The sequence below is a fragment of the Bacillus sp. EA-CB0995 genome, assembly GCF_055814245.1.
In genome coordinates this window covers 52,764-73,838 of sequence record NZ_CP169269.1, presented here as the reverse complement: position 1 = coordinate 73,838, position 21,075 = coordinate 52,764, and the positions used below count along the sequence as shown (strand labels likewise).

Sequence of the window (21,075 nt, the reverse complement as noted above, 5' to 3'; positions counted from 1 at the left end):
ACGGAAGTTTCATTTTATCCCGCATTAACGGGCAGTAAGACCCCCACCTCAAGATGCAGAAAGAACTAAGAAGGATAGGTGGGGGATAACTGCCCGTAAAAGCTCGATTGGTTCAACTAACCATCAGTGGGGGATGAAAAAACCCCTCACTGATGGAAGTTTCACTTTATTGAATCCATTGCATAATGGTTTCTTTCCCCAGCTATCCGTTTTTGGATAAAGTTAATGGTATCCGTCGCAATTCTTTTGCGATTAAGGACAATTCCAGCATGTCCGCCATTATATACATATCGTGTAGGTTTTCCCCAGGACTGCCATAAGTAATCAGTGTCTTCGATATGGACATACTGATCGTTTTTGGCGGAAATTAACAGGATGTTGTCTTTGTTCATTACTGGAACCGTTTGGTTAGGTTCTGTAATTCTCCAATACTGTATTAAATCATTATAAGTAATTCCGTGTTTTTGTAAGTCTGCTTTAATATATTTCCCAGGCTTTGTATTCCAAATGGAATAAGAAAGACGATTGGCATAAAAAATAGAAGCTAGTACATCAATTTGAGATTCAACTAAAGCCATTAAATTTGTAATGAATCCACCTAGGCTCATACCGACTAAAATTACCGGTCCTTGTTTGTTTTTCTTAATCCATTGTATTAATCCTCTTAAATCAGCTACAGCTTGCTGAGATGATTGGACTGTTCGTTCAATGTTGGCGCTAATCATGTATTCTCCGCTATATAGTGAACATTCTGGCTTTCTTTCGAAGTGATATGGTAGCGTAAAATAATACATATTCCATTTCAAATTCATTATTTGATTATGAAATATTTTTTTACTCTTTCATTTGAATCCATTCTCCAACCATGAACAAAAATAATGTTAGGTGAGGCATCATTTTGGTGTAAAAAAGCCTCTCCAGTCACAATATCATTACATGAAATACCAGATTGAATCGAGCTTTTATATTCGAATTTACAGATATTATAATTTTGATTATTAAAATCTTTTATTTTAAATTGAATATTGATGGAATTGGTTTTATAAAACTCTTGGATGTCTTTCGTTTCTAAAACTTTACTAGGAAGAGAAGAAAATTGAAATTTTTTGCTGCGTTTCTTATGCAAACCATATAAGGCATATAAGTCTATTGCTTTCGAAAAGAACAAAATGTCATACCCCCCAATTGTATAAAATAGCATATTGTATGATTTTACAATTTTTTAATTAAAAGGAATAGATTACCCTGCTTTTGTGGCTGAATATTCTATATCATCTTTTTGTGTAAGGATGTTCAAACTTTCTTTTTAAAGGTAGTAGTCGTGTAGGTTTTTAGTATAAGTAATGTAGATAAGGTGACAATATTGTGAAAAGAATATCGTCATAGGTACAAAAGAAAGCAGAAACGTGTAATTTTCTACTCATTGTCGATATAATATATAGAAGAAATACAGTGGATAAAAGGAGTAGTTTGAAATGAAACAAAAAGCTTGGGGTGCGATTCTGCTTAGTAGTGCATTACTATTAACAGGATGTACTAGTAATAAAGAAGTAAAAAAAGAAACGAAAGAAAACTTAGAACAGATAGATCAAAAAGATCAAAAGGCAGACAATCCGGAAGATGTGAAAGTGTATAATTCCGTACATAGTCAATATGAGAAAAAAATTGATGACGAATTAAATCAGGCTATGGAGCTTTGGAAAGAAGCTAAAGAAGGATCTGCAAGCACATTACAATCTCCGAAGTTTAAAGAAGACGTACAAAAGGTAACAGAAAATACGTTAGCAGATATTGAGAATGTGCGTAAAGAAATTCGGGTTCCAAAATCAAAAGAACAGGAAAACGCCTTGTATGTAGGTTTTTTAGATGAAACAGAACAGGCGATGAAAAAATTAGCGCAATTAGCGAAAGAAGAAAATTCTGCATTAATTCGTGATGTTGAAGTACATTTTTCTACAGCAGTTAATTATTATGATCGTTTTAAAAAAGAAGAACAGGGAGCGAAATAACTTTGTTTACAAACAAAGTTATATTTTGCACTTAACGACTATAAAACCCGCACCTCAAGATTTTAAGAAATCGAAGATAGGTGGGGGTTTTTTGTTGTTTTGTAAATAAATTTTAAGATAGAGGAATATTTGACATTCTTTGCATATATTATTATCATTATTGATAATAATAATAAATTTTAAAGGGGTTGAACGAAATGATTGTTGTAACAACGGAAAGTGTGCCAGGTTACGAAGTAAAAAAGACGTTAGGAACTGTGTTTGGATTAACGGTACGGGCAAGAGGCTTAGGAAAAGATATTATGGCTGCATTCAAAGGTTTATTTGGCGGAGAGATTTCACAGTATACAGAAATGCTTGAGGATGCAAGAAAATATGCGTTAGATCGTATGATTGAAAATGCTGCAGCGATGGGAGCGAATGCAATTATTATGGTTCGTTTTGATTCAGGCAGTCTTAGTCATAATATGAGTGAAATTGTAGCATATGGTACAGCTGTTATTGTAGAAACGGTTGAATAGTATGTGGAAAGGCATTTTCATATATTTCTGTGTACAGGTAATTATTTTTCTTATTATTTTAATGATTGCTAAAAGAAAAGATAAAAGATTACAAGATAATCATGGCACAGAAGTACCAAATGGGTATTTGTTTACAGGGGAAATATATTTTGATCCAATTACGAGAGAGAAATATGAAGTATACTATAACGAAATGAACGGAAAAAGGTTTCATAAAAAGTGTTAGTTTATTGTTATATGGAATCAATAGAAATAACTTTCACTATATAAAAGCAGCTCTTTTAGACGGAAGCTAAAAGAGCTGCTTTGTTTTTGTTTATCTTATTAACGTGCAGTAAGTCCTCAGATTAAGATTTAAGGGAAATGAAGAGTATATAGGAGTAACCGCCCGTAAAAGCCCGATTGGTTCAACTAACCTTCTGGGAAAAAACCGTTCCCAGAAGGAAGTTTCACTTTATTATGGCATTTTATATTCTTTTTTCGTTCCATCTGTAAAGACAACTTTTAAGTCGAATTTTTGATAATCTTTATCGAGTTGGAATACATCTACTACTTGATCAACGACATCTTGGTCTTTTGTGTCCTTATCAAATTTAAGCTGTTGTAAGAGTGGAGCCAATTTATTCATTGCTTCATCTCCAGCCAACCTTTCATTTGTTTTACTATCGTCTACTTTTGCTTCGGGTTTGTCAGTTGCTTTTTTCTGTTTGTATTCTGCTTCGTAGTCTTTCTTTGTATCTTGATAAGTTGCCTTTAAATTGAATTCATTAAAACTTAATTTTAAATCTTGATTTACTGCATCTTTTGTTCCTTCTGTCGTTTTCTTATTAGTAGTTGTATCCTGTTTTGTTGTTGTACATCCTGTCATTGCAGGTACTAGCATGAATGCTAAAAGGATTGAAAATAAGATTCTCATGTTGTATGCCTCCTTATTATTTTTCAATAAAAGTTTTTCCATTTTTTATATTTTTATGTAAGAAAAAGTAATGATTTTTTACAATATTGAAAGTAAATTAAAAAGACAAAGGATAATTGTTGTGGTCGGATATAAGATATCTATATCATTGAAGAAAAATCAAACTGTAATAAGAGGAAATGAAGCATAAAGAAAAAGGTATCCTGTGAGGGGATACCTTTTTTATTGATAGTTTTATTCCGCATTAACGGGCAGTAAGACCCCCACCTCAAGATGCAGAGAGAGCTAAGAAGATAGGTGGGGGATAAACTGCCCGTAAAAGCCCAATTGGTTCAACTAACCATCAGTGGGGGATGAAAAGCCCCCCACTGATGGAAGTTTCACTTTATCAAAGCGAAAAGGATCAAACATGTGCTTGATGACCTTATACATTAAAAATTAAAGTTATCTGGATCAGGACCAACACGGTGATTCTCATTCAGAGATTGAATTGTTTTCATATCTTCAGCAGTTAATTCAAAGTCAAAGATATCTGCATTTTCAATAATACGATGCTCTTTTACGGATTTTGGAATCGTAACAACCTCATTTTGCAAATCCCAACGCAGGATTACTTGGGCAGTAGATTTATTATACTTTGCTGCAATTTCTTGTAAAGTTGGATGATCAAGAAGCTGACCTTGCATTAATGGTGACCATGCTTCTAATTGAATGCCATGCTCTTTACAAAAAGTATGCAGTTCTTCTTGAGTTAAGCGTGGGTGATATTCTACTTGGTTAATCATTGGTTTAATTTCCGCATCTTCTAGTACGTCTTGTAAATGGTGGACTTGGAAGTTACTAACACCAATAGCACGAACACGACCATCTTTATAAAGCTTTTCTAATGCTTTCCACGTCTCTTTATATTTACCTTTTACAGGCCAATGTACTAAGTATAAATCTAAGTACTCTAAGCCAAGCTTTTGTAGACTTGTTTCGAACGCTTGTAGTGTAGATTCATAGCCTTGGTCGCTATTCCATACTTTTGATGTAATGAATAGTTCTTCGCGTGGAATACCGGATTCTTGAATTGCTTGTCCAACACCTTCTTCATTTTTATATATAGCCGCTGTATCAATGCTACGGTATCCGTTTTTGATAGCTACTTTTACAGAATCAATAACCTCTGAGCCGTCTTCTACTTTAAAGACACCTAAACCAAACCATGGCATTTTCACACCGTTATGTAAAGTTGTGCAATCTTGTAAGCTCGTTAATTTCATGTTAATTCCCCCTAGCTTTTTTATTTGTTGCTTCAATTGCTTGGTGAATGATCTTTGAGAAATTATACTCATATAAAACTTTTAAACCTTCTGCAGTTGAACCACCTGGCGTTGTCACTTGTTCACGCAGCATAGCTGGATCTTGTTCTTGTTCGAGCATAGCAGCAGAACCAGCAATCATTTGAATGACAAGATGTTTTGCTGTTGCTTCATTAATCCCATAACTTTTTGTTGCTTCAATTAGACCTTCAGCAAAGTGGTAAAGAAAGGCTGGTGCACTGCCAGTAACAGCAGTTAGTTGATGAATTTCTTCTTCTGTGCAGAGTTGTGATGTACCAATGCCTTTTAAAAGAAGTTGTAACGTTTCTTGCTGTTCTTCATTTACGGAATGTCCCATTGTATATAAGGAGATAGACTGTCCGATTGTCGCAGCTGTATTTGGCATAATCCAGGCAACTGGTGTACCTTGAGGAAGTTTTTCTTCTAAGTAAGATGGACCAATTCCAGCAGCAACGGTCACTACAAACTGATGAGTTAGAAGAGGAGATAATTCCGCTAATAACTGTTCATGTGCAGCTGGCGGCATTGCTAAAACGATGGTATCCACAGCTTTGATGTACTGTTTCCAATCATTTGTGGTCGATACGCCATATCGTTGCTCTAATTGCTTGAGTTTTTCTGTATCGCTTCGATTAGATACAATAATTTCTTCGATGTATTCTTTACTCGTTTTAAGTAGACCAGTAAATATTGCTTCAGCCATACGGCCTGCACCAATAAATAAAATTCGTTGTTTTTTTGCATATCCTTTAATCCTTCCTGTAGGAAATGTAGTAACAAAACGATAACATTGATGAAAGATAATTGTAAAAAGAAAAGACTTGCACATAAAAAAATCCTAGTCTCAGAAAGTATCCTTTCCGAAACTAGGATATATAATTAAGATTTTGTCATACCAAGAAGAACTGCACCGCCAATAATTAATGCACTACCAAGTGCGATAAATACCATTTGGCGTTTTGTTTTCTTTTCACCTAAGAAGATAATTGCACCAAATGTTGAGATAATAATTCCAGTTTGGGATAACGAGAAACTTGTTGCAACACCAACTTTTGGTTGAGAAAGGAATAAGAATAAGTTACCTGTACCCCATAATAAACCAGATAAGATATTACGAATTGCATATTTATTGAAAGGTTTATGTTTAGCTGTTAGTATAACAGCTCCAACAAACATACCAACTGCTTGAGGTAAAATAGCAGACCAACCATCAACGTTGTACCAACGAATAATGACTACATATACAAGGTAACCAAAAGTAGAAGTAATTAGAGTAACGATTCCTTTTTTTAGTTGTCCAGGTGGCTGTGCATTTTCTTTATCATCTAAAGAAGTAAAAACAACACCAATCACAATTAAAAGGATTGCAATCGTTCCCAGAATGATTGTAGTAGTAGTTGTCCATTCATGAAATGCGATAACCCCAAAGATAGTAGTAGCTACAAGCTGCATACCTGTTGAAATTGTAACAGTTGTTGAAACACCCATTTTTTCTACTGTTTTTAATTGATTAACTTGTCCTAAAGCCCAGAATAACCCTGAAACAAAGCCAACAATTAATATAGTTAAAGATAATGCAGGTGTTGTAAATGCATATATGATTGTAGCGAAGAATAGAGCGCCAATAGTCATACCAACTGTTTGGCTATATGCACCGCCGCCCATTTTTACACTTACTATTAAAATATTTCCCCATGCTAATGCAGGAAGAAGTGCTAATAAAATGTCCATTACAAGACTCCCTTCTTGTTATATCAATAAAATGTATTCCGTTCTAACAATCGGTAATTTCCTACTTAAGAAGTAGAGGATTACCGATTGTTAAAACACGACTCCACATCTATGAAGTAGCGCTGTGAATAAGAAGAGCACTATTATTATATAAATGCGTTTTCAATATAATTTATGCGTTTTCGTTTATTCCTTTTTTCGCACCTTCATATAATAACAGGAAAGTATCTCATTTAGAAAGTAAATTCAAATAGAATGTATATTTATATGAATGTGAAAAGTTTTAATATTTTATAAAGGTATAAAAAGGTAGAGAGACTCAGAGAGGAGTGAGGAAAATAGGTAGGGGATAACTGCTGGCATGCGCCCGATTGGTTCAACTAACCATCAGTGGGGGATGAAGAAAATCCCCCACTGATGGAAGTTTTACTTTATCAGAGGCTATTTTATATGTGCACATGCTTGTTTTTCGTATTGTGTGAGCTGATCATTTTGAAAAACGGAAGTATGGTCATATACGCCATCTTCTTGTAAAACCGTGGGTAAAAATTTCTTCGTTAAAGAATTTACTCCTTGATTTTGTTCAGATAAAATCCAAGACATATGTTTCCAGTCTAAAATACCTTCAGCTACTTTTTTTGGAGTATGGTAAAGAATATGAGCTGGGAGGTCTGCGGTAAAAAGGTATAATCCCCTGAAGTGTGTATTGTCAATTTTCCAGGATAACGTTCCTTTATATGTAACTTCTTGCTCTGTTAAGGATAGGCCTGTTTCTTCCTCAATCTCGCGTAGAATACATGCGGTTGGTGTTTCAGTTTTTGTCATCTTACCGCCAACGCCATTCCAAAGGCCTTGTAGCGGTGCTTTCTGTCGATTGAGCATTAATATTTCATCATCTTTTCTTATAAAACAAAGTGTTTGATTAAACATGAAATCTCTCCTTTTCTTCTATAATTCTACAAGGAAATCGTATTTTCATCTCATTTCGTGGGAAATAATCAAAAAAGAGCAGCTTTGTCGAAAGCTGCTGTTAGGAAGATGTTATCCCGCATTAACGGGCAGTAAGCCCCCATCTCAAGATTCAGAGAAAAGAGAAGAAAATAGGTGGGGGGATAACTGCCCGTAAAAGCCCGATTGGTTCAACTAACCATCAGTGGGGGATGAAGAAAATCCCCCACTGATGGAAGTTTCACTTTATTCTTTTGTTTATAAGTTGAATGAGCAACAAAAAGATAAACGACATACCGACAGTTGTGAGAACAAGTGCCCATGCAAGTGACATATTGCTTCCGTCAATTGCCATATAAATAGCCGTTGGAATCGTTTGTGTTTTACCGGGAATGTTTCCGGCAAACATAAGTGTTGCACCAAATTCTCCTAGAGCACGTACGAAACTTAAAATCATTCCGCTAAGTAGAGAAGGGAACGCAAGTGGTAATGTTACATGTAAGAACACTTGTATTTCATTTGCTCCGAGGTCTCTAGCTCCATCTTCAATTTGTTCATTAGCAATGATAAACCCTGTTTTTGCTGATTGGTACATAAGTGGAAATGCAACTACGGTTGAAGCGATAACAGCAGCCCAAGATGTGAACATAATAGATTGCTGAAACAAAGCTTCTATCCATTGACCAATCGGACTGTGTTTTCCAAAGATGATAATAAGAAAAAAACCAATTACAGTAGGCGGCAATACCATTGGCAATAAGAAAAATGTTTCTAAAAAATTTTATAGCGTTTTGACGAACGAGCTAAAACACGTCCAATTATCGTTCCGAACACCATCACGATTATAGTAGCAAGCGCAGCAACTTTTAGTGAAAGAATGATAGGTGACCAAAATGCATCAAATACCATAATGACTACTGCAGCACTGTAAAACCATATTTTTTAAAGATCGCTATAGCGTCTTTAGACTGTAAATATTCATAAAAAGCAGTTGCTTCCTTTTTATGTTTTGTTGCTTTTATAATGCCTAGTGGATAGTGGATCGGTTCGTGTGAATTTGTTGGTGCTGTGTTAGCAATGTTTACCTTCTTAGAAATAAGTGCATCTGTTTTATAAACAATCCCTGCATTAACGCTTCCTGTTTCTACGTATGTTAATACTTGGCGTACGTCTTTTGTGTATACTATTTTATTTTGGAGGTCGTTCCAAAGGTTTAAATGAGTAAGAGCCTCTTTTGCGTATTTACCTGCTGGAACAGATTCAGGTGTGCCTAATGCAATTTTCGTCACTTGATCTTCTTTTAATGATTGAAAATCTTTTATGTTACTACCTTTTGGAACAACTAATACTAAATCATTGCCAAGCAGATTTTTTCCTTCTTTTTGATCAATGATTCCTTTGCTTACAAGCGTTTCGAATTTGTCTTCTGCGGCCGAGAAAAATAGATCGGCAGGAGCTCCTTGTTCAATTTGTTGCTGAAGAGCGCCAGAACTTCCAAAGTTAAATGACAGTTTTATATTTGGTTCTTTCTTTTCATATTGTGTTTGAATGTCTTTTAGTGCGTCTTGTAAACTAGCTGCAGCAGAAATAGTAAGTTCAACGTTTTCTTCTTTAGCAGTTGTTTTTTCTTGTTTACTTGTGTTTGTACATCCGGTACTTATTACGAGAAGTAGTGCAAATAAAATACTGCAAATAAAACGAAATATGTGTTTGTTCATCTTTATTTCTCCTTTCTTTCATCCCATTCCAATTATAACTAATTATATCTAATTATAAATAGTTATAATTAGATATGTTGTGATTTTTCTCACAATAGTAAAAATAAATAGAAGAAAAACTGTTATTTTTGTTACAATGAAGGCAGAAAGCGAGGAATCGGCTTATGGATCATCATTCCTACACAACAGAAGAAGTAGCGAAACGATTAAAAGTATCAAAATTAACAGTGTATGATTTGATAAAAAAAGGTAATTTGCCCTCTTATCGAGTTGGTCGGCAAATGCGTATTGATGCAAGTGATTTAGAGAGATATATTACAGAGATGAAAACAGGGAAGATACAAGCTGATTCATCATCTATACAGGTAATAAATCAAACAAACAAATCCGATTCTTGTATTATTAGTGGACAAGATTTGTCTCTAGATATGTTAACCAAACATCTAGAAAATCATTTGAAAGCTCCTAATATACTAAGGGCATATCAAGGGAGCTTAACAAGTTTAATTCAAATGTATCAAGGAAAAGGAGATATTGTGAGTCTCCATTTGTTCGATGGGGATACAGGAGAATACAACATTCCGTATGTGAAACGAATTTTAGTTGGACAACCTTGTATTGTTATTAATTTATTATCAAGAACATCTGGTTTTTATGTGCAAAAAGGAAATCCGAAACGTATAAAGACATTGCATGATTTATGTGATGCATCCGTTCAATTTGTAAATAGGGAACGAGGATCTGGTATTCGTGTTCTTGTTGATGAACAATTACGTATAAATGGAGTATCCAAAAAGAGTATTGTTGGGTATGACTGGGAAGAGTCAAACCATATTGGTGTTGCTTCTCAAGTAGCGAATGGAAAAGCTGATGTAGGGATAGGAACAGAAAAGGTAGCACAAATTGTAAATATAGATTTTGTGCCATTTATACAAGAGCGCTATGATTTAGTGATTTTAAAAACAGAAGAAAATACTGCGCTGATTGAAACGGTAAAAGAAGTATTACAGTCTCCTGAATTTCAAAATGAACTGCGTGCTATCGGTGGTTATGATATAAGTAAAACAGGTAAAATTATGTATGAAACAAATTAAAAAGAGCTGCTTGTATGATGACAAGCAGCCCTTTTCATTTATCCCGCTATTTGCGGGCAGTAAGACCCCCACCTCAAGATTGAGAGAGAAGCGAGGAAGATAAGTGGGAGCTAACTGCCCGTAAAAGTCCGATTGGTTCAACTAGCCATCAGTGGGGAATGAAAAAATCCCCACTGATGGAAGCTTCACTTTATATAAAGGGGAACGGGGAACCTATAGAACATGTACAAGTACACACAATTGTTGAAAGAAGAGCTGCACCGCTTATAAGTCCAACGTAATATGAGGAGAAGTTACTGACGAATTAGCTTATGGTAGGACTATAGCTTTTGTAAGAATAATATTTTAAAATTTGTCACTTATTTTTATTACCAACTATTAATACTTAGTGTTATAATTAAAAGTAAATACAGTTATAAAAATTGAATTGTAGAAGGGAACAGATCGAATGTATACATTCATTACAAGGTCGTTGAAATATATATTTAAAACTTTCGGAAAAGTAGAAGTATATGGAAAAGAAAAATTACCGCAAGACGGAGCGTATGTTGTAGCTTGTACGCATACAAGCTGGATGGATGTTGTAATGTTAGCAACGGGAATGTTACCAACGAAAATTCATTACATGGCGAAAAAGGAATTGTTTCAAAGTAAATTTGGGAATTGGTTTTTTAAGAATGTAAATGCCTTCCCGGTTGATCGTGAAAATCCAGGACCAAGTACACTGAAAATTCCATCTAGATTATTAAAAGAAGGAAAAGTTGTTGGGATTTTTCCGAGCGGAACGAGAACAGCAGAAGCTGTCTCATTAAAAGCTGGCGCTGTTACAATTGCATTTCGTTCTAATGCTCCGTTAGTTCCAGCGGCATATGTTGGACCTAAAAATTTAAAAGAATTGTTTCGCGGAAAAAGAGCGCAGTTAATTTTTGGTGATCCGATTCAAGTGGAGCAATCATCGCAGATGGATCGTAAAGAAGTGATGCAACTAATGACAGAAAAATTAAATGAGACGTTTGCACAGTTAAAAGAAAGATTGCAAGAAGATAAAAAAGCATAATGGAAATAGGAAAAGACGACCTGGCATAGAAGGTCGTCTTTTCAATTTTATCTATATAAGGGGAAAGGGGGACACAAATTTATACAAGGCTCATTGCGGCAGTATCATTACTGGTCCAATGTAGTAGAAACAGTTTTCGCTTCATCGTGATTGGGTGCTGCCTTGTTTCTGGTTACATTGTACGAAATACGAGGAGTTATAACTATCGAATTAGCTTACAGCATGATTACATTTTTGTAAGGTACATGTAATGTAACTCGATAGTTGTAATGAGTAGTATCAATTACAATAAAGGTAGAAAGAACGAAATATATCTTTCTGTCTAAAGTAATAATGTGATGAAAAGGATTAACGACCAACTAACTGTAAGCCACATCTTAAAAGAGATGTGGCTATTTTTTTAAACCTTACAAAAATGTAAGATTAAAGTAAGCAAATTCGATGGCACTTTTGTCATATTTCACTCATAATACAAATAGACATAGAAGTTAGGGAGATTATAGAAGGGAGACAAGTGGGATGCAAAAAGAAGAAATGGCTAAATTTCCATTTGTAGAATGTTTTAGCTACTTTGGTGTTGCGATTGTATGTATTGGAATTTTTGACGTGATTACAAATTTAATTGTTTAATAAATAGACGAACAAGAAGGAAAGCCTTCTTGTTTTTTTATTTTATATACATTTTAGAAAGTCATATTACAATGAAAGAAAGAGGTGATAGAAGTGAGATGGATTGATAGTCATATACATTTGGATCAATATAAAAAAGAAGAGCAATTACAGTTAATTGAAGATATACAAAAGGTGAAGGAAATAGCAGGAATGATTGCTGTGTCGATGAATTATCATTCTTGTCAACGGACGTTGGAGCTAGCGAAGAATTATCCGTCTATATATCCAGCACTTGGATTTCATCCCGAGCAAGACATTGATTTTGAACAATGCGAAAAAATTTATCAACTGATTGAAAAAGAAGCACATCACATTGTTGCGATCGGAGAAGTTGGTTTGCCTTATTATTTACGGCAAGAGAATCCCAAGTTGTGGTTGAAACCATATATTGAAATACTAGAAAGATTCGTATACTTGGCCCAAAAACATGATTTGCCAATTGTACTGCACGCTGTATATGATGACGCAGAAGTTGTTTGTGATTTACTTGAATCTTATCAAATATGCCGAGCTCACTTTCATTGGTTTAAGGGAAGTCAACAAACGATGGAGAGAATGATAGGGAATGGGTATTACATTTCTATTACACCTGACATTGTATATAAAGAAAAAATCAAGGATATTGCTGCTTTTTATCCGTTATCGCATCTTATGGTAGAAACGGATGGACCGTGGAAATTTAATGATGAAATGACACATCCATATATGATTTTACAAGTGTTAAAGAGTATGAGTGAAATAAAAGGACTATCCCTTGAAGATACAGCGGAAACTATTTATAAAAACACAGTTCAGTTTTATAAAATATAATAGAAAAGATTCAGGGTTTCCTGAATCTTTTCTATTACTTAAATCTTTTGTCACGCCTGATTAATAACCAGAAGATAAGAGCTATACATCCGATAATGATAAAAAATCCGTATTTTTTCAATAAATCTACAGAATTATCTCCAGTAAATGGCTTATTCACATGAAGGCCATGTTGGTTCCGCATTAACGGGCAGTAAGCTCCCACTGATGGAAGTTTCACCTTATATTGAGTGAAATTGTAATTTATAGAAAAATAGTGAATGTAATTCTATAAATGGTATGTGATTTAAGTTAGTTTCAATGATTGATAGAGAAATGTTACATTTTCATGTATGTTTAATATCTTTTGCATCACAAAATCAGACTTAAGAAGGATGGTGGTGTAGAATATTCTTGGTATGATAGAAATGAAGCAATTGTATATGTGTAAGGCTGAAAGGCGACAAATTTCAGCGAAAGAAGAGGTAAGATACGTGAAGAAGTTCTTTGTAGGGTTCTTAATTGTAGTGGGAATATATACGTTTTTTCGGGGCGAATCAGAAGGAATGGACAGAGTTATAAATTCAACAAGTTATGTTGATTCAGAAGAAGCAAAACAGATGAAACAAATTATTAGCGAAGAGGCTGAGAAATATAATCTTCCAGAATGGATACCTCTTACAATTGCCGAGCATGAGAGTCGTCTAAATCCAAGAGCCGTTGGAGATCATGGAACATCATTTGGGCTATTTCAATTGCATCGCGGTGGTGGAATTGCTCCTGAGAATGTAACAGATGAGCAATTAAAAGATCCGCGAACAAATGCTCAAATTGCTATGCCTCATTTGGCAAAAGGATATAAAAGAGGTGTAGAGAAAGGTTTAACAGAATTTGAGTTACTAAAATATATAGCAAACACATCCGGCTGGCCTGGTAATCTTGGAACGGAGTGGACGGATAAAAATATGAATTACAATATCGGGTTAGAGAATGCGTATTATAAAAATAAAGGTGTTATGAAAGAGTAGGTTGTATGATGACCTACTCTATTTTTCTATGAAATATGTCCTTAACTGTTCTTTTACTCCTTGTAATTGTGTAGAAACTTGAGGGATGTTATATCCAACGTATAGTGGTGAAACGACAAATCGGGGAACAATTTTACATATAATTTTTCCATCTAAGCTATAAAAGAACATGTTATAACTATTACACCATTTATGAAAATCGTGTAATACGTAGCGTACCGTTTTTTGAATATAATCTGCCATCATATCAATTAGATTCGTATTTTCTATTATAATGTTAAACTCTGTAAAACCGATAATTGGATGAGTAGAAATATTCAACTCGATTCCGTGTTCTTTGTTTACAATGATTCCTTTGAAATGTTCGGTTCTTACATTTTGTCGATAGTCGACATGTTCCATACCGATAATTTGCATATGTGCATGGTGGATTGTTCCCCCTGATAGCGGTCCATGGTTTTTATATAAAATGACAGATTGGAATTTTTCGCTTTCTTCTAACGATAACCAGTGCTTAACTGAAAATCGGATAAGCTTTCGCATATGTTTTTGTGTATAGGTTGCAATATGATCATTACAATTATCAGTTTCGATAATGACTGTTTGTAATGTATTTTGTAATGTCGGATATTTATTTTTTAGCCAAATAATTGTTTCATCCGTTTCTAAAATATTGCTTAGTTGTGTTTGATCGCAAAATGGGCAGGATGTTTCTTTATTTTGCATGCTGTTTGGCTTTTGTTGTCCAATCTGATTTAAAAAGAATAGCTGTTGTTGAGTCTCCATTTTTCTCCCCCTGTAACCGTATGTATATGAAAAATTATCCTATATTTGGCGTATCGTTAATGAATATTTGAAAAGGGTCTGCGTATTTTGTTGGTGTAAATTCAATAATTTCATAACGAGCAATGTTATGAATATAAAAAGGATCTTCTGTAATAATTGCTTCTACCTCTTCTTCAGATACAGCATTCATTAAAATAATTCCGCCAACGCGAGGGTTACGGCGCCCTGAAAATATAAACTTGTTTAGGTCGTAGTATTTATCTAAAAATTGAATATGCTCCTACAGATAATGTTCTACAACCTCAAGTGGTTGGATATAATTTTCCATTGTTAAAAACATATTTCTCCCCTATTTGCCATATTCCAACTAGTACATATTCGTGAAAAGTCATTTTAAATCCTTTATAGTGGGATTAGGGAAAAATTAGAAAATAGAGTTATCATATGAAAGAAGAAAGAAATGTATCGTTTCCAATAAAATGATGTTTGTCATCGCATATAGCTTATCGACAATACTACAAGCAGATCAAATTCTTGTAGTAGAGGATGGGCATATTACAGGTGAAGTTACGCATGAGGAACTGATGGAGAAGCACGCATATTATAAAAAAATTGTATAACAGCAATTTGCGGTAGAGCAAAACAAAGACGAGATACCCTGCCTAATTTAGGATATCTCGTCTTTACTTTTTCGTCGTCTTTTCATGAATTGTTAATTTCATCAACAATTGGTTTTGCATCAACTAAAATTTGAATAACAGTTTTTACAATATCTATCATATGCTATGCCTCCTTTTATTTTTGAACCACAGCTGTCTTTTATGTATGAATGTGTCTATTTACATTATTTTCAGAAAAATGACTATCCAAACGTATTTTAGGAGAGTATAATAAAATGGTAAGTATAAAATTCCGTACGAAAGAGGTGAAAGAGATGAATCGTTCTATAGTTGTACGCACGCAATTTTTAGATTTTATCTACATTTGTCGTGCAATTTTTCATCGTGTAGTTGCTAACGGGATACGTATGCCCTTTTTTAGCAATTTCATAACAACTATTGAACGATAGAGGTCTCTTCACCCATTTTATAGAAACGTGTGAAAAGGGAACTATGGTGGTTCCCTTTTCTATTTTGAAATAAAAGCCGTGGGTAAGGTTCTTTACTCATGGCTTTTTTACGTTGAAAGGAGTACGGAAAAGATGATGATTTGTAGTGTAAACAATATAGCGAAGACATTTGGTGGAAATATCATATTTGAAAATATATCGTTTGAGATAAAGGAAGGCGACCGCATTGGTTTAGTTGGTCGTAACGGCAGTGGTAAAACAACAATTTTTCAACTGTTAACGGGAATTGAACATGTGGATGGCGGTGCGATCCATATGAAGAAAGGTACGCGTATTGGTCATGTTGCTCAAATTCCGAAGTTTACTGAAGGAATGACTGTATATGATGTATTAAGTTCTGCATTTGAGAAAGAGCAAGTATTAGAAAGGAGAATGCGGGAGCTTGAGCAGAAAATGGCAGAAGAACATGAGGCGAGTGTTACGGAAAAAATGATGACAGAGTACGGAGAAATACAGGAGCAGTTTTCCTTTTTAGGTGGTTATGAAATCGAAGCGAATATCATGAAAGTCGCTAATGGACTGCAAATAACAGAATTATTTCCGCGAAGTTTTATAGAGCTAAGCGGTGGTGAACAGACGAAAGTGAGCTTAGCTTATATGCTCCTTAAGAAGCCAGACTTACTATTTCTCGATGAACCGACAAATCATTTAGATTTATTCGCGGTGGAATGGCTTGAGCAATTTTTAAAGGAATACAATGGGACAGTCGTTGTGATTTCACATGATCGGTATTTCTTGGATGAGATCGTAACGAAGATTTTTGATTTAGAAGATGGGGAATTGCATGTATATCATACGAACTATTCACAGTTTGTAAAGGAGAAAGAAGAAAGATTACTGCAAGAGTTCCAAGCGTATCAAGAGCAGCAAAAGAAAATAAAGAAAATGAAAGAGGCAATTAAAAGACTTAGGGAGTGGGCTAACCAAGCGAATCCTCCTAATGAGGGGCTGCATAAACGCGCCCGCAATATGGAACGTGCTTTAGAGCGTATGGAAAAATTGAAGAAGCCTGTCTTAGAGCATAAACAAATGGGGCTTCAGTTTGAAGGACAAGAACGCAGCGGGAAAGATGTTGTTATCATGAAAGAAGTCGGAAAGAATTTTGGTGAACGCATCTTATTTCAAAATGTAGAATTACATGTTCGCTTTCAAGAGCGCGTTGCGATTGTTGGGCGTAATGGTACAGGAAAGACAACATTATTGAATTTATTACTACAAGAAATGAATCCAGATGTAGGTGAAATTCGTATTGGGAGTGGAGTAAAGCTCGGCTATTTGTCTCAACATATGATTGTTAACAGCAAACAAACGGTATTAGAAATGTTCAGAGAACAGGTAGCAGTAACAGAGGGAGAAGCCCGTCATATACTTGCTCGCTTTCTATTCTACGGACCAGCTGTATTTAAAAAGGTGAATCAATTAAGCGGGGGCGAGCGAATGCGTTTACGATTGGCACAGCTCATGCATCAAGATATTAATTTTCTTGTACTCGATGAACCGACAAACCATCTTGATATTGAATCGAGAGAAGTATTAGAAGAAGCGCTTGAACAGTATAATGGAACCATCCTGGCTGTATCCCATGACCGTTATTTCTTAAATAAATTATTTGCGAAAACGTATTGGATTGATAAGCAAACAGTGTATGGGTTTGCTGGGAATTATGCTTGGGCACGTGAAAAGTGGCAAGAGAGCAGAGAAAAAGAACAACAAACTGTTGTACAAAAGGAAAAAATAGTAGCTGTGTCAAAACAAATACCTATAGATAAAGACATTATAAATTTGGAAGAACAGCTTATGAATGTGGAGCAAAGTATATACGAGTTAGAATGCAAAATGGCTGAAACTAGAAATGTTTTAGAATTGGAGAAACTATATAAAGAAAAAGAGCAAAAAGAATTATTAAGAACAAAATTATATGAGGATTTAGAGAATAGTATGGATATGAAGAATTAAAAAGCTGGTGTAGGATATATTGGCGTGTTACTTCTGTTTGCTGGTATCTTCTTTGTCGTCGGTTTAACAAGAATACGTTATGATTGAACAAAAAGAAAGCAGAATTTACAGCCTTGCGCGCTGAATTCTGCTTTCTTTTTGTTTTTCTTCTGATGGCCCAAGTGAAATGATAATAGCAATCCCGAACATGAAGAGAAACACTAAAAAGAGGACGAGTGTCGGGAAGAAAGGAAATAAGAGTAATGCTCCTAATATAATGAGCATTAAACAAATATAGTTCAAAACATCTAGGAATAACTTGTCCATGTTTTCTCTCCTTTATTAAGAAACTGTTATTATCGTATGCTGGATCTATCGATAATAGAATGATTTTTTAAGTAGGATTCTTGTATGTTGGTCAAAACCATATATTACGAGAAAAGGAGAAACCAATTTAATGGTTTCTCCTTTTCTATTATCTTTGTTGCGTTTTTTGTAAAATGTATTGCTCGATTGCATAAGCTACGCCATTTTCATCGTTTGTCGCTGTTACAATGTCACATAGTTGTTTGACATCGTGTTCTGCATTTCCCATTGCTATTGATAAACCTGCCACCTCTAACATTGGGACATCATTAAAGTTATCTCCAATGGCAACAGTATCTTGTAAAGGAATATGAAAATGTTTTGCCATTTCTTGTAATCCATTGCCTTTATGACCATGTTTGTCCATAATCTCTAAGTTTGTTGGAGCGGAAGCTGTCACCATAATTGCCGTATCTTTCTCTAAAGATTGTAGCAATTGTATACGTTCCCCTTTGTTGAATGTAAGGATAAAAAACTTTGAAATTTCAATGGTTGAGTCGGATACTACATCTTCAATACTTTGAAAAGTTGTAATTAAATTAGCTTTTAGTTGCTTCTCGCTAATTCGCTCAATTTCTTCAATTGTAACATCAAGGGAATCTTTGTTTAGTTGAAAAGATTTTGTTACTTGTTCTTTCCAATTATACGGTGCATATACACCCTTATTTGTATAGAGCTTATACGGAAATCCCCCAGCTTCGAGCTGTTTTGCAACTTCATATACTTTTTCTTTTTGCAAAGTGCGCGAATGAATTACTTTTCCATCAGCGTATACTACTGCTCCATTACTAGCTCCTAGTGGAAGAGACAAGCGGTATTGCTCAAGCAGTTTTAAAATATCTTCTTTTGCTCTACCAGAACAAATCATAACGATATGTCCTGCTTCTTCAGCGTTGCGTATTGCCTCTAAATTTTCCTTGGAGATTTCTAGATTAGATGATAAGAGCGTACCATCCATATCAAGTGCGATTAATTTCAAGCTGATCACCTCTTTGTTTCAATCATACTAAATTAAATGTTATATCGAAACTGTTACATTAATGTTACACAGATATACTCGCTTATTTTAACTACTTAATATGCTTGAGAAGGTAAAAATGTGAGAGGTATCTTCTCCCTACGCTTTATATTTGTTAAAAAAACATAATAATTTTATACGAACTATTGCTTAAGTAAAAAAGTTATGTTACATTAATGTTACAAACGTTACATTATATAATCCAATATGACATTAAGTTAAAAACTATAAATAAATTATTTCTTGGGAATTTAATATAAAGATTTATAAAAAGGAGAATGAGAGTAATGGAAACTAAAGAAGTATTACAATTAACAAAAATGGATTTACTAGGATCAGCAGGAGTAGCAACAGCATTAACAGCGCTTATCGTATTTCTTTCAAGCGTTTTAGCATAATTCATAGTAATTTTTGTACATAGTAGGGCGGAAAACTATTACAAAATGAAAGTTACATACAGAAATCTATTAAAGGGAGCATGAGAATAATGGAAACTAAAGAAGTATTACAATTAACAAAAATGGATTTACTAGGATCAGCAGGAGTGGCAACAGCATTAACAGCACTTATCATGTTTCTTTCAAGTGCTTTAGTATAATTTAAATTCTGTGTAAATTTGAACGTGAATGAAAAGAGGGACTTCGAAAAAACGGAGTCCCTCTTTGTGTTTTCGTTGAGTTATCAGTAAAGAGGAACTGATGGAAGTTTCACTTTATATAATATAAGGAGAGAAACAGAAAAAAGTCGAATTTTCTATGCAAGAAAAAGGGAGGTATTTGACAGAAAAAATAGAAAAATTAAAATTGACAAAAAATAATTGCGGTGCAATTTATTTTTTACTGATATTTGGAAGCGCTTGCGTTCTTTTAGGAGAAATAGTTGGAAAATTATATTACAGGGAGATGAGGAAAATATGGAACAAAAGTCTATGGACACTTTAGCAGCACAAATGGAGGATTTTTTTCCAGTACGTGATGTTGATCATTTAGAATTTTATGTTGGTAATGCAAAACAAACGAGCTATTACCTTGCGAGAGCATTTGGTTTCCGTATAGCTGCATATTCCGGTTTAGAAACAGGAAACCGTGATAAAGTATCTTACGTACTTGTGCAAAAAAATATGCGTTTTGTTGTGTCAGGTGCTTTAAACACGAATAGCCGCATTGCTGAGTTTGTGAAACAGCACGGCGATGGTGTAAAAGATGTGGCACTTCTTGTAGAAGATGTAGAGAAAGCATATGCAGAAGCTGTAAAACGCGGTGCAGTTGCAATTGCTCCGCCAGAAGTGCTATCTGATGAACATGGAACAATTAAAAAGGCAGTTATTGGCACATATGGTGATACAATTCACACGCTTGTAGAGCGTAAAAATTATAAAGGTGCGTTTATGCCAGGATATGAACCACTAGAATCTACTACTCCTTTTGAAGAAACAGGACTAATTGCTGTTGATCATGTTGTTGGTAATGTTGAAAAAATGGAAGAATGGGTAAGTTATTATGAAAATGTAATGGGCTTTAAACAAATGATTCATTTTGACGATGATGATATTAGTACGGAATATTCTGCTTTAATGTCGAAAGTAATGACAAACGGAAGTCGTATTAAGTTTCCAATCAATGAACCAGCAGAAGGAAAAAGAAAATCACAAATCCAAGAGTATTTAGAGTTCTATAACGGAGCAGGCGTACAACATCTTGCGTTATTAACAAATGATATTGTAAAAACTGTTTCTGCGCTTCGTGCAAACGGCGTGGAATTTTTAGATACGCCAGATACGTATTATGAAGAATTAACAGCACGTGTTGGTCAAATTGATGAGGAAATTGAAAAATTAAAAGAGCTGAAAATCCTTGTGGATCGTGATGAGGAAGGCTACTTATTACAAATTTTCACAAAGCCAATTGTGGATCGTCCAACTTTATTTATTGAGATTATTCAACGTAAAGGCTCAAGGGGATTTGGTGAAGGAAACTTTAAAGCATTATTTGAATCGATTGAAAGAGAGCAGGCACGCAGAGGAAATCTATAAA

The 21,075-nt window shown here is 34.7% G+C and carries 22 protein-coding genes and 3 pseudogenes; 13 read left to right on the top strand and 12 right to left on the bottom strand.

Annotated features, from left to right (window positions below; genetic code table 11):
• Window positions 1–161: 161 nt before the first annotated feature.
• A pseudogene (locus tag ACEWFJ_RS00415) lies at window positions 162–1,168 on the bottom strand (alpha/beta hydrolase).
• 307 nt (window positions 1,169–1,475) lie between these two features.
• On the opposite strand from ACEWFJ_RS00415, the gene ACEWFJ_RS00410 reads away from it, so the two are divergent.
• The 3 genes from ACEWFJ_RS00410 to ACEWFJ_RS00400 all read left to right on the top strand — a co-directional run bounded on the left by ACEWFJ_RS00410 (window position 1,476) and on the right by ACEWFJ_RS00400 (window position 2,756).
• Complete coding sequence (locus tag ACEWFJ_RS00410; protein ID WP_473690043.1) at window positions 1,476–2,009, top strand: hypothetical protein; 534 nt, start codon at window positions 1,476–1,478, stop codon at window positions 2,007–2,009.
• Window positions 2,010–2,206: 197 nt separating this feature from the next.
• Window positions 2,207–2,530, top strand: a complete 324-nt coding sequence (locus tag ACEWFJ_RS00405) for a YbjQ family protein (RefSeq protein ID WP_098309308.1) — start codon at window positions 2,207–2,209, stop codon at window positions 2,528–2,530.
• Window position 2,531: 1 nt separating this feature from the next.
• On the top strand, window positions 2,532–2,756 hold the full coding sequence (locus ACEWFJ_RS00400; protein WP_098309307.1) for a hypothetical protein: 225 nt from the start codon (window positions 2,532–2,534) through the stop codon (window positions 2,754–2,756).
• Between the two features lie 231 nt (window positions 2,757–2,987).
• Here ACEWFJ_RS00400 and ACEWFJ_RS00395 read toward each other — a convergent pair whose 3' ends face one another.
• The 7 genes and pseudogenes from ACEWFJ_RS00395 to modA all read right to left on the bottom strand — a co-directional run bounded on the left by ACEWFJ_RS00395 (window position 2,988) and on the right by modA (window position 9,168).
• Window positions 2,988–3,446 (bottom strand): YusW family protein, encoded by a 459-nt coding sequence (locus tag ACEWFJ_RS00395; protein ID WP_253628385.1) that lies wholly within the window; start codon window positions 3,444–3,446, stop codon window positions 2,988–2,990.
• A 431-nt stretch (window positions 3,447–3,877) separates the two neighbouring features.
• Window positions 3,878–4,711, bottom strand: coding sequence for an aldo/keto reductase (locus ACEWFJ_RS00390; protein WP_473690042.1), 834 nt, complete (start codon window positions 4,709–4,711; stop codon window positions 3,878–3,880).
• A gap of 1 nt (window position 4,712) precedes the next feature.
• The gene (gene proC / locus ACEWFJ_RS00385; RefSeq protein WP_473692299.1) at window positions 4,713–5,474 is read right to left on the bottom strand and encodes a pyrroline-5-carboxylate reductase; all 762 of its coding nucleotides are present in this window, start codon (window positions 5,472–5,474) and stop codon (window positions 4,713–4,715) included.
• 176 nt (window positions 5,475–5,650) lie between these two features.
• Window positions 5,651–6,502 (bottom strand): GRP family sugar transporter, encoded by an 852-nt coding sequence (locus ACEWFJ_RS00380; RefSeq protein ID WP_098309303.1) that lies wholly within the window; start codon window positions 6,500–6,502, stop codon window positions 5,651–5,653.
• A gap of 441 nt (window positions 6,503–6,943) precedes the next feature.
• Entirely contained in the window at window positions 6,944–7,432 is a 489-nt protein-coding gene (locus tag ACEWFJ_RS00375; protein WP_473690041.1) for an NUDIX hydrolase, read from the bottom strand.
• Between the two features lie 259 nt (window positions 7,433–7,691).
• Window positions 7,692–8,359, bottom strand: a pseudogene (modB, locus tag ACEWFJ_RS00370) (molybdate ABC transporter permease subunit).
• A gap of 5 nt (window positions 8,360–8,364) precedes the next feature.
• Window positions 8,365–9,168, bottom strand: coding sequence for a molybdate ABC transporter substrate-binding protein (gene modA, locus ACEWFJ_RS00365; RefSeq protein ID WP_473690040.1), 804 nt, complete (start codon window positions 9,166–9,168; stop codon window positions 8,365–8,367).
• Window positions 9,169–9,304: 136 nt separating this feature from the next.
• On the opposite strand from modA, the pseudogene ACEWFJ_RS00360 reads away from it, so the two are divergent.
• The 4 genes and pseudogenes from ACEWFJ_RS00360 to ACEWFJ_RS00345 all read left to right on the top strand — a co-directional run bounded on the left by ACEWFJ_RS00360 (window position 9,305) and on the right by ACEWFJ_RS00345 (window position 13,808).
• A pseudogene (locus tag ACEWFJ_RS00360) lies at window positions 9,305–10,262 on the top strand (substrate-binding domain-containing protein).
• A 448-nt stretch (window positions 10,263–10,710) separates the two neighbouring features.
• Window positions 10,711–11,319, top strand: coding sequence for a lysophospholipid acyltransferase family protein (locus ACEWFJ_RS00355; RefSeq protein ID WP_429709613.1), 609 nt, complete (start codon window positions 10,711–10,713; stop codon window positions 11,317–11,319).
• A gap of 723 nt (window positions 11,320–12,042) precedes the next feature.
• A complete protein-coding gene (locus ACEWFJ_RS00350) occupies window positions 12,043–12,801 on the top strand; it encodes a TatD family hydrolase (RefSeq protein ID WP_440604646.1) in 759 nt (252 codons plus the stop codon).
• Window positions 12,802–13,274: 473 nt separating this feature from the next.
• Window positions 13,275–13,808 (top strand): transglycosylase SLT domain-containing protein, encoded by a 534-nt coding sequence (locus ACEWFJ_RS00345; protein WP_473690039.1) that lies wholly within the window; start codon window positions 13,275–13,277, stop codon window positions 13,806–13,808.
• A gap of 18 nt (window positions 13,809–13,826) precedes the next feature.
• Here ACEWFJ_RS00345 and ACEWFJ_RS00340 read toward each other — a convergent pair whose 3' ends face one another.
• Together ACEWFJ_RS00340 and ACEWFJ_RS00335 are read right to left on the bottom strand one after the other, a co-directional pair.
• Window positions 13,827–14,594 (bottom strand): DUF4931 domain-containing protein, encoded by a 768-nt coding sequence (locus ACEWFJ_RS00340; RefSeq protein WP_473690038.1) that lies wholly within the window; start codon window positions 14,592–14,594, stop codon window positions 13,827–13,829.
• Window positions 14,595–14,628: 34 nt separating this feature from the next.
• Complete coding sequence (locus tag ACEWFJ_RS00335; RefSeq protein ID WP_473692297.1) at window positions 14,629–14,868, bottom strand: YciI family protein; 240 nt, start codon at window positions 14,866–14,868, stop codon at window positions 14,629–14,631.
• A 205-nt stretch (window positions 14,869–15,073) separates the two neighbouring features.
• Between ACEWFJ_RS00335 and ACEWFJ_RS00330 the strand changes: the two genes are divergently transcribed.
• The 3 genes from ACEWFJ_RS00330 to abc-f all read left to right on the top strand — a co-directional run bounded on the left by ACEWFJ_RS00330 (window position 15,074) and on the right by abc-f (window position 17,679).
• A complete protein-coding gene (locus ACEWFJ_RS00330; protein ID WP_473690037.1) occupies window positions 15,074–15,214 on the top strand; it encodes a hypothetical protein in 141 nt (46 codons plus the stop codon).
• Window positions 15,215–15,528: 314 nt separating this feature from the next.
• On the top strand, window positions 15,529–15,663 hold the full coding sequence (locus ACEWFJ_RS00325; protein WP_098309333.1) for an RAxF-45 family protein: 135 nt from the start codon (window positions 15,529–15,531) through the stop codon (window positions 15,661–15,663).
• A 132-nt stretch (window positions 15,664–15,795) separates the two neighbouring features.
• Entirely contained in the window at window positions 15,796–17,679 is a 1,884-nt protein-coding gene (abc-f, locus tag ACEWFJ_RS00320) for a ribosomal protection-like ABC-F family protein (RefSeq protein ID WP_473690036.1), read from the top strand.
• A 105-nt stretch (window positions 17,680–17,784) separates the two neighbouring features.
• Here the strand turns inward: abc-f and ACEWFJ_RS00315 are convergent, their stop codons facing one another.
• Window positions 17,785–17,985 (bottom strand): hypothetical protein, encoded by a 201-nt coding sequence (locus tag ACEWFJ_RS00315; RefSeq protein WP_473690035.1) that lies wholly within the window; start codon window positions 17,983–17,985, stop codon window positions 17,785–17,787.
• 148 nt (window positions 17,986–18,133) lie between these two features.
• Window positions 18,134–19,003, bottom strand: coding sequence for a Cof-type HAD-IIB family hydrolase (locus ACEWFJ_RS00310; RefSeq protein ID WP_473690034.1), 870 nt, complete (start codon window positions 19,001–19,003; stop codon window positions 18,134–18,136).
• Between the two features lie 326 nt (window positions 19,004–19,329).
• On the opposite strand from ACEWFJ_RS00310, the gene ACEWFJ_RS00305 reads away from it, so the two are divergent.
• From ACEWFJ_RS00305 to hppD, 3 genes are all read left to right on the top strand, one after another.
• The gene (locus ACEWFJ_RS00305; protein ID WP_154709425.1) at window positions 19,330–19,440 is read left to right on the top strand and encodes a DUF3948 family protein; all 111 of its coding nucleotides are present in this window, start codon (window positions 19,330–19,332) and stop codon (window positions 19,438–19,440) included.
• Between the two features lie 89 nt (window positions 19,441–19,529).
• The gene (locus ACEWFJ_RS00300; protein ID WP_141525038.1) at window positions 19,530–19,640 is read left to right on the top strand and encodes a DUF3948 family protein; all 111 of its coding nucleotides are present in this window, start codon (window positions 19,530–19,532) and stop codon (window positions 19,638–19,640) included.
• 315 nt (window positions 19,641–19,955) lie between these two features.
• A complete protein-coding gene (gene hppD / locus ACEWFJ_RS00295; RefSeq protein WP_253628393.1) occupies window positions 19,956–21,074 on the top strand; it encodes a 4-hydroxyphenylpyruvate dioxygenase in 1,119 nt (372 codons plus the stop codon).
• The last annotated feature ends 1 nt before the right edge of the window (window position 21,075 follow it).

Bases quoted from the DNA above. Each gene is read 5' to 3' on its own strand.
- ACEWFJ_RS00405 (WP_098309308.1), top strand. From the start codon at position 2,207: ATGATTGTTGTAACAACGGAAAGTGTGCCAGGTTACGAAGTAAAAAAG.
- proC (WP_473692299.1), bottom strand. From the start codon at position 5,474: ATGGCTGAAGCAATATTTACTGGTCTACTTAAAACGAGTAAAGAATAC.
- ACEWFJ_RS00400 (WP_098309307.1), top strand. From the start codon at position 2,532: ATGTGGAAAGGCATTTTCATATATTTCTGTGTACAGGTAATTATTTTT.
- ACEWFJ_RS00375 (WP_473690041.1), bottom strand. From the start codon at position 7,432: ATGTTTAATCAAACACTTTGTTTTATAAGAAAAGATGATGAAATATTA.
- ACEWFJ_RS00355 (WP_429709613.1), top strand. From the start codon at position 10,711: ATGTATACATTCATTACAAGGTCGTTGAAATATATATTTAAAACTTTC.
- ACEWFJ_RS00395 (WP_253628385.1), bottom strand. From the start codon at position 3,446: ATGAGAATCTTATTTTCAATCCTTTTAGCATTCATGCTAGTACCTGCA.
- ACEWFJ_RS00300 (WP_141525038.1), top strand. From the start codon at position 19,530: ATGGAAACTAAAGAAGTATTACAATTAACAAAAATGGATTTACTAGGA.
- ACEWFJ_RS00315 (WP_473690035.1), bottom strand. From the start codon at position 17,985: ATGGACAAGTTATTCCTAGATGTTTTGAACTATATTTGTTTAATGCTC.
- modA (WP_473690040.1), bottom strand. From the start codon at position 9,168: ATGAACAAACACATATTTCGTTTTATTTGCAGTATTTTATTTGCACTA.
- ACEWFJ_RS00325 (WP_098309333.1), top strand. From the start codon at position 15,529: ATGAATCGTTCTATAGTTGTACGCACGCAATTTTTAGATTTTATCTAC.
- ACEWFJ_RS00380 (WP_098309303.1), bottom strand. From the start codon at position 6,502: ATGGACATTTTATTAGCACTTCTTCCTGCATTAGCATGGGGAAATATT.
- hppD (WP_253628393.1), top strand. From the start codon at position 19,956: ATGGAACAAAAGTCTATGGACACTTTAGCAGCACAAATGGAGGATTTT.
- ACEWFJ_RS00390 (WP_473690042.1), bottom strand. From the start codon at position 4,711: ATGAAATTAACGAGCTTACAAGATTGCACAACTTTACATAACGGTGTG.
- ACEWFJ_RS00410 (WP_473690043.1), top strand. From the start codon at position 1,476: ATGAAACAAAAAGCTTGGGGTGCGATTCTGCTTAGTAGTGCATTACTA.
- ACEWFJ_RS00330 (WP_473690037.1), top strand. From the start codon at position 15,074: ATGATGTTTGTCATCGCATATAGCTTATCGACAATACTACAAGCAGAT.
- ACEWFJ_RS00305 (WP_154709425.1), top strand. From the start codon at position 19,330: ATGGAAACTAAAGAAGTATTACAATTAACAAAAATGGATTTACTAGGA.
- ACEWFJ_RS00340 (WP_473690038.1), bottom strand. From the start codon at position 14,594: ATGGAGACTCAACAACAGCTATTCTTTTTAAATCAGATTGGACAACAA.
- abc-f (WP_473690036.1), top strand. From the start codon at position 15,796: ATGATGATTTGTAGTGTAAACAATATAGCGAAGACATTTGGTGGAAAT.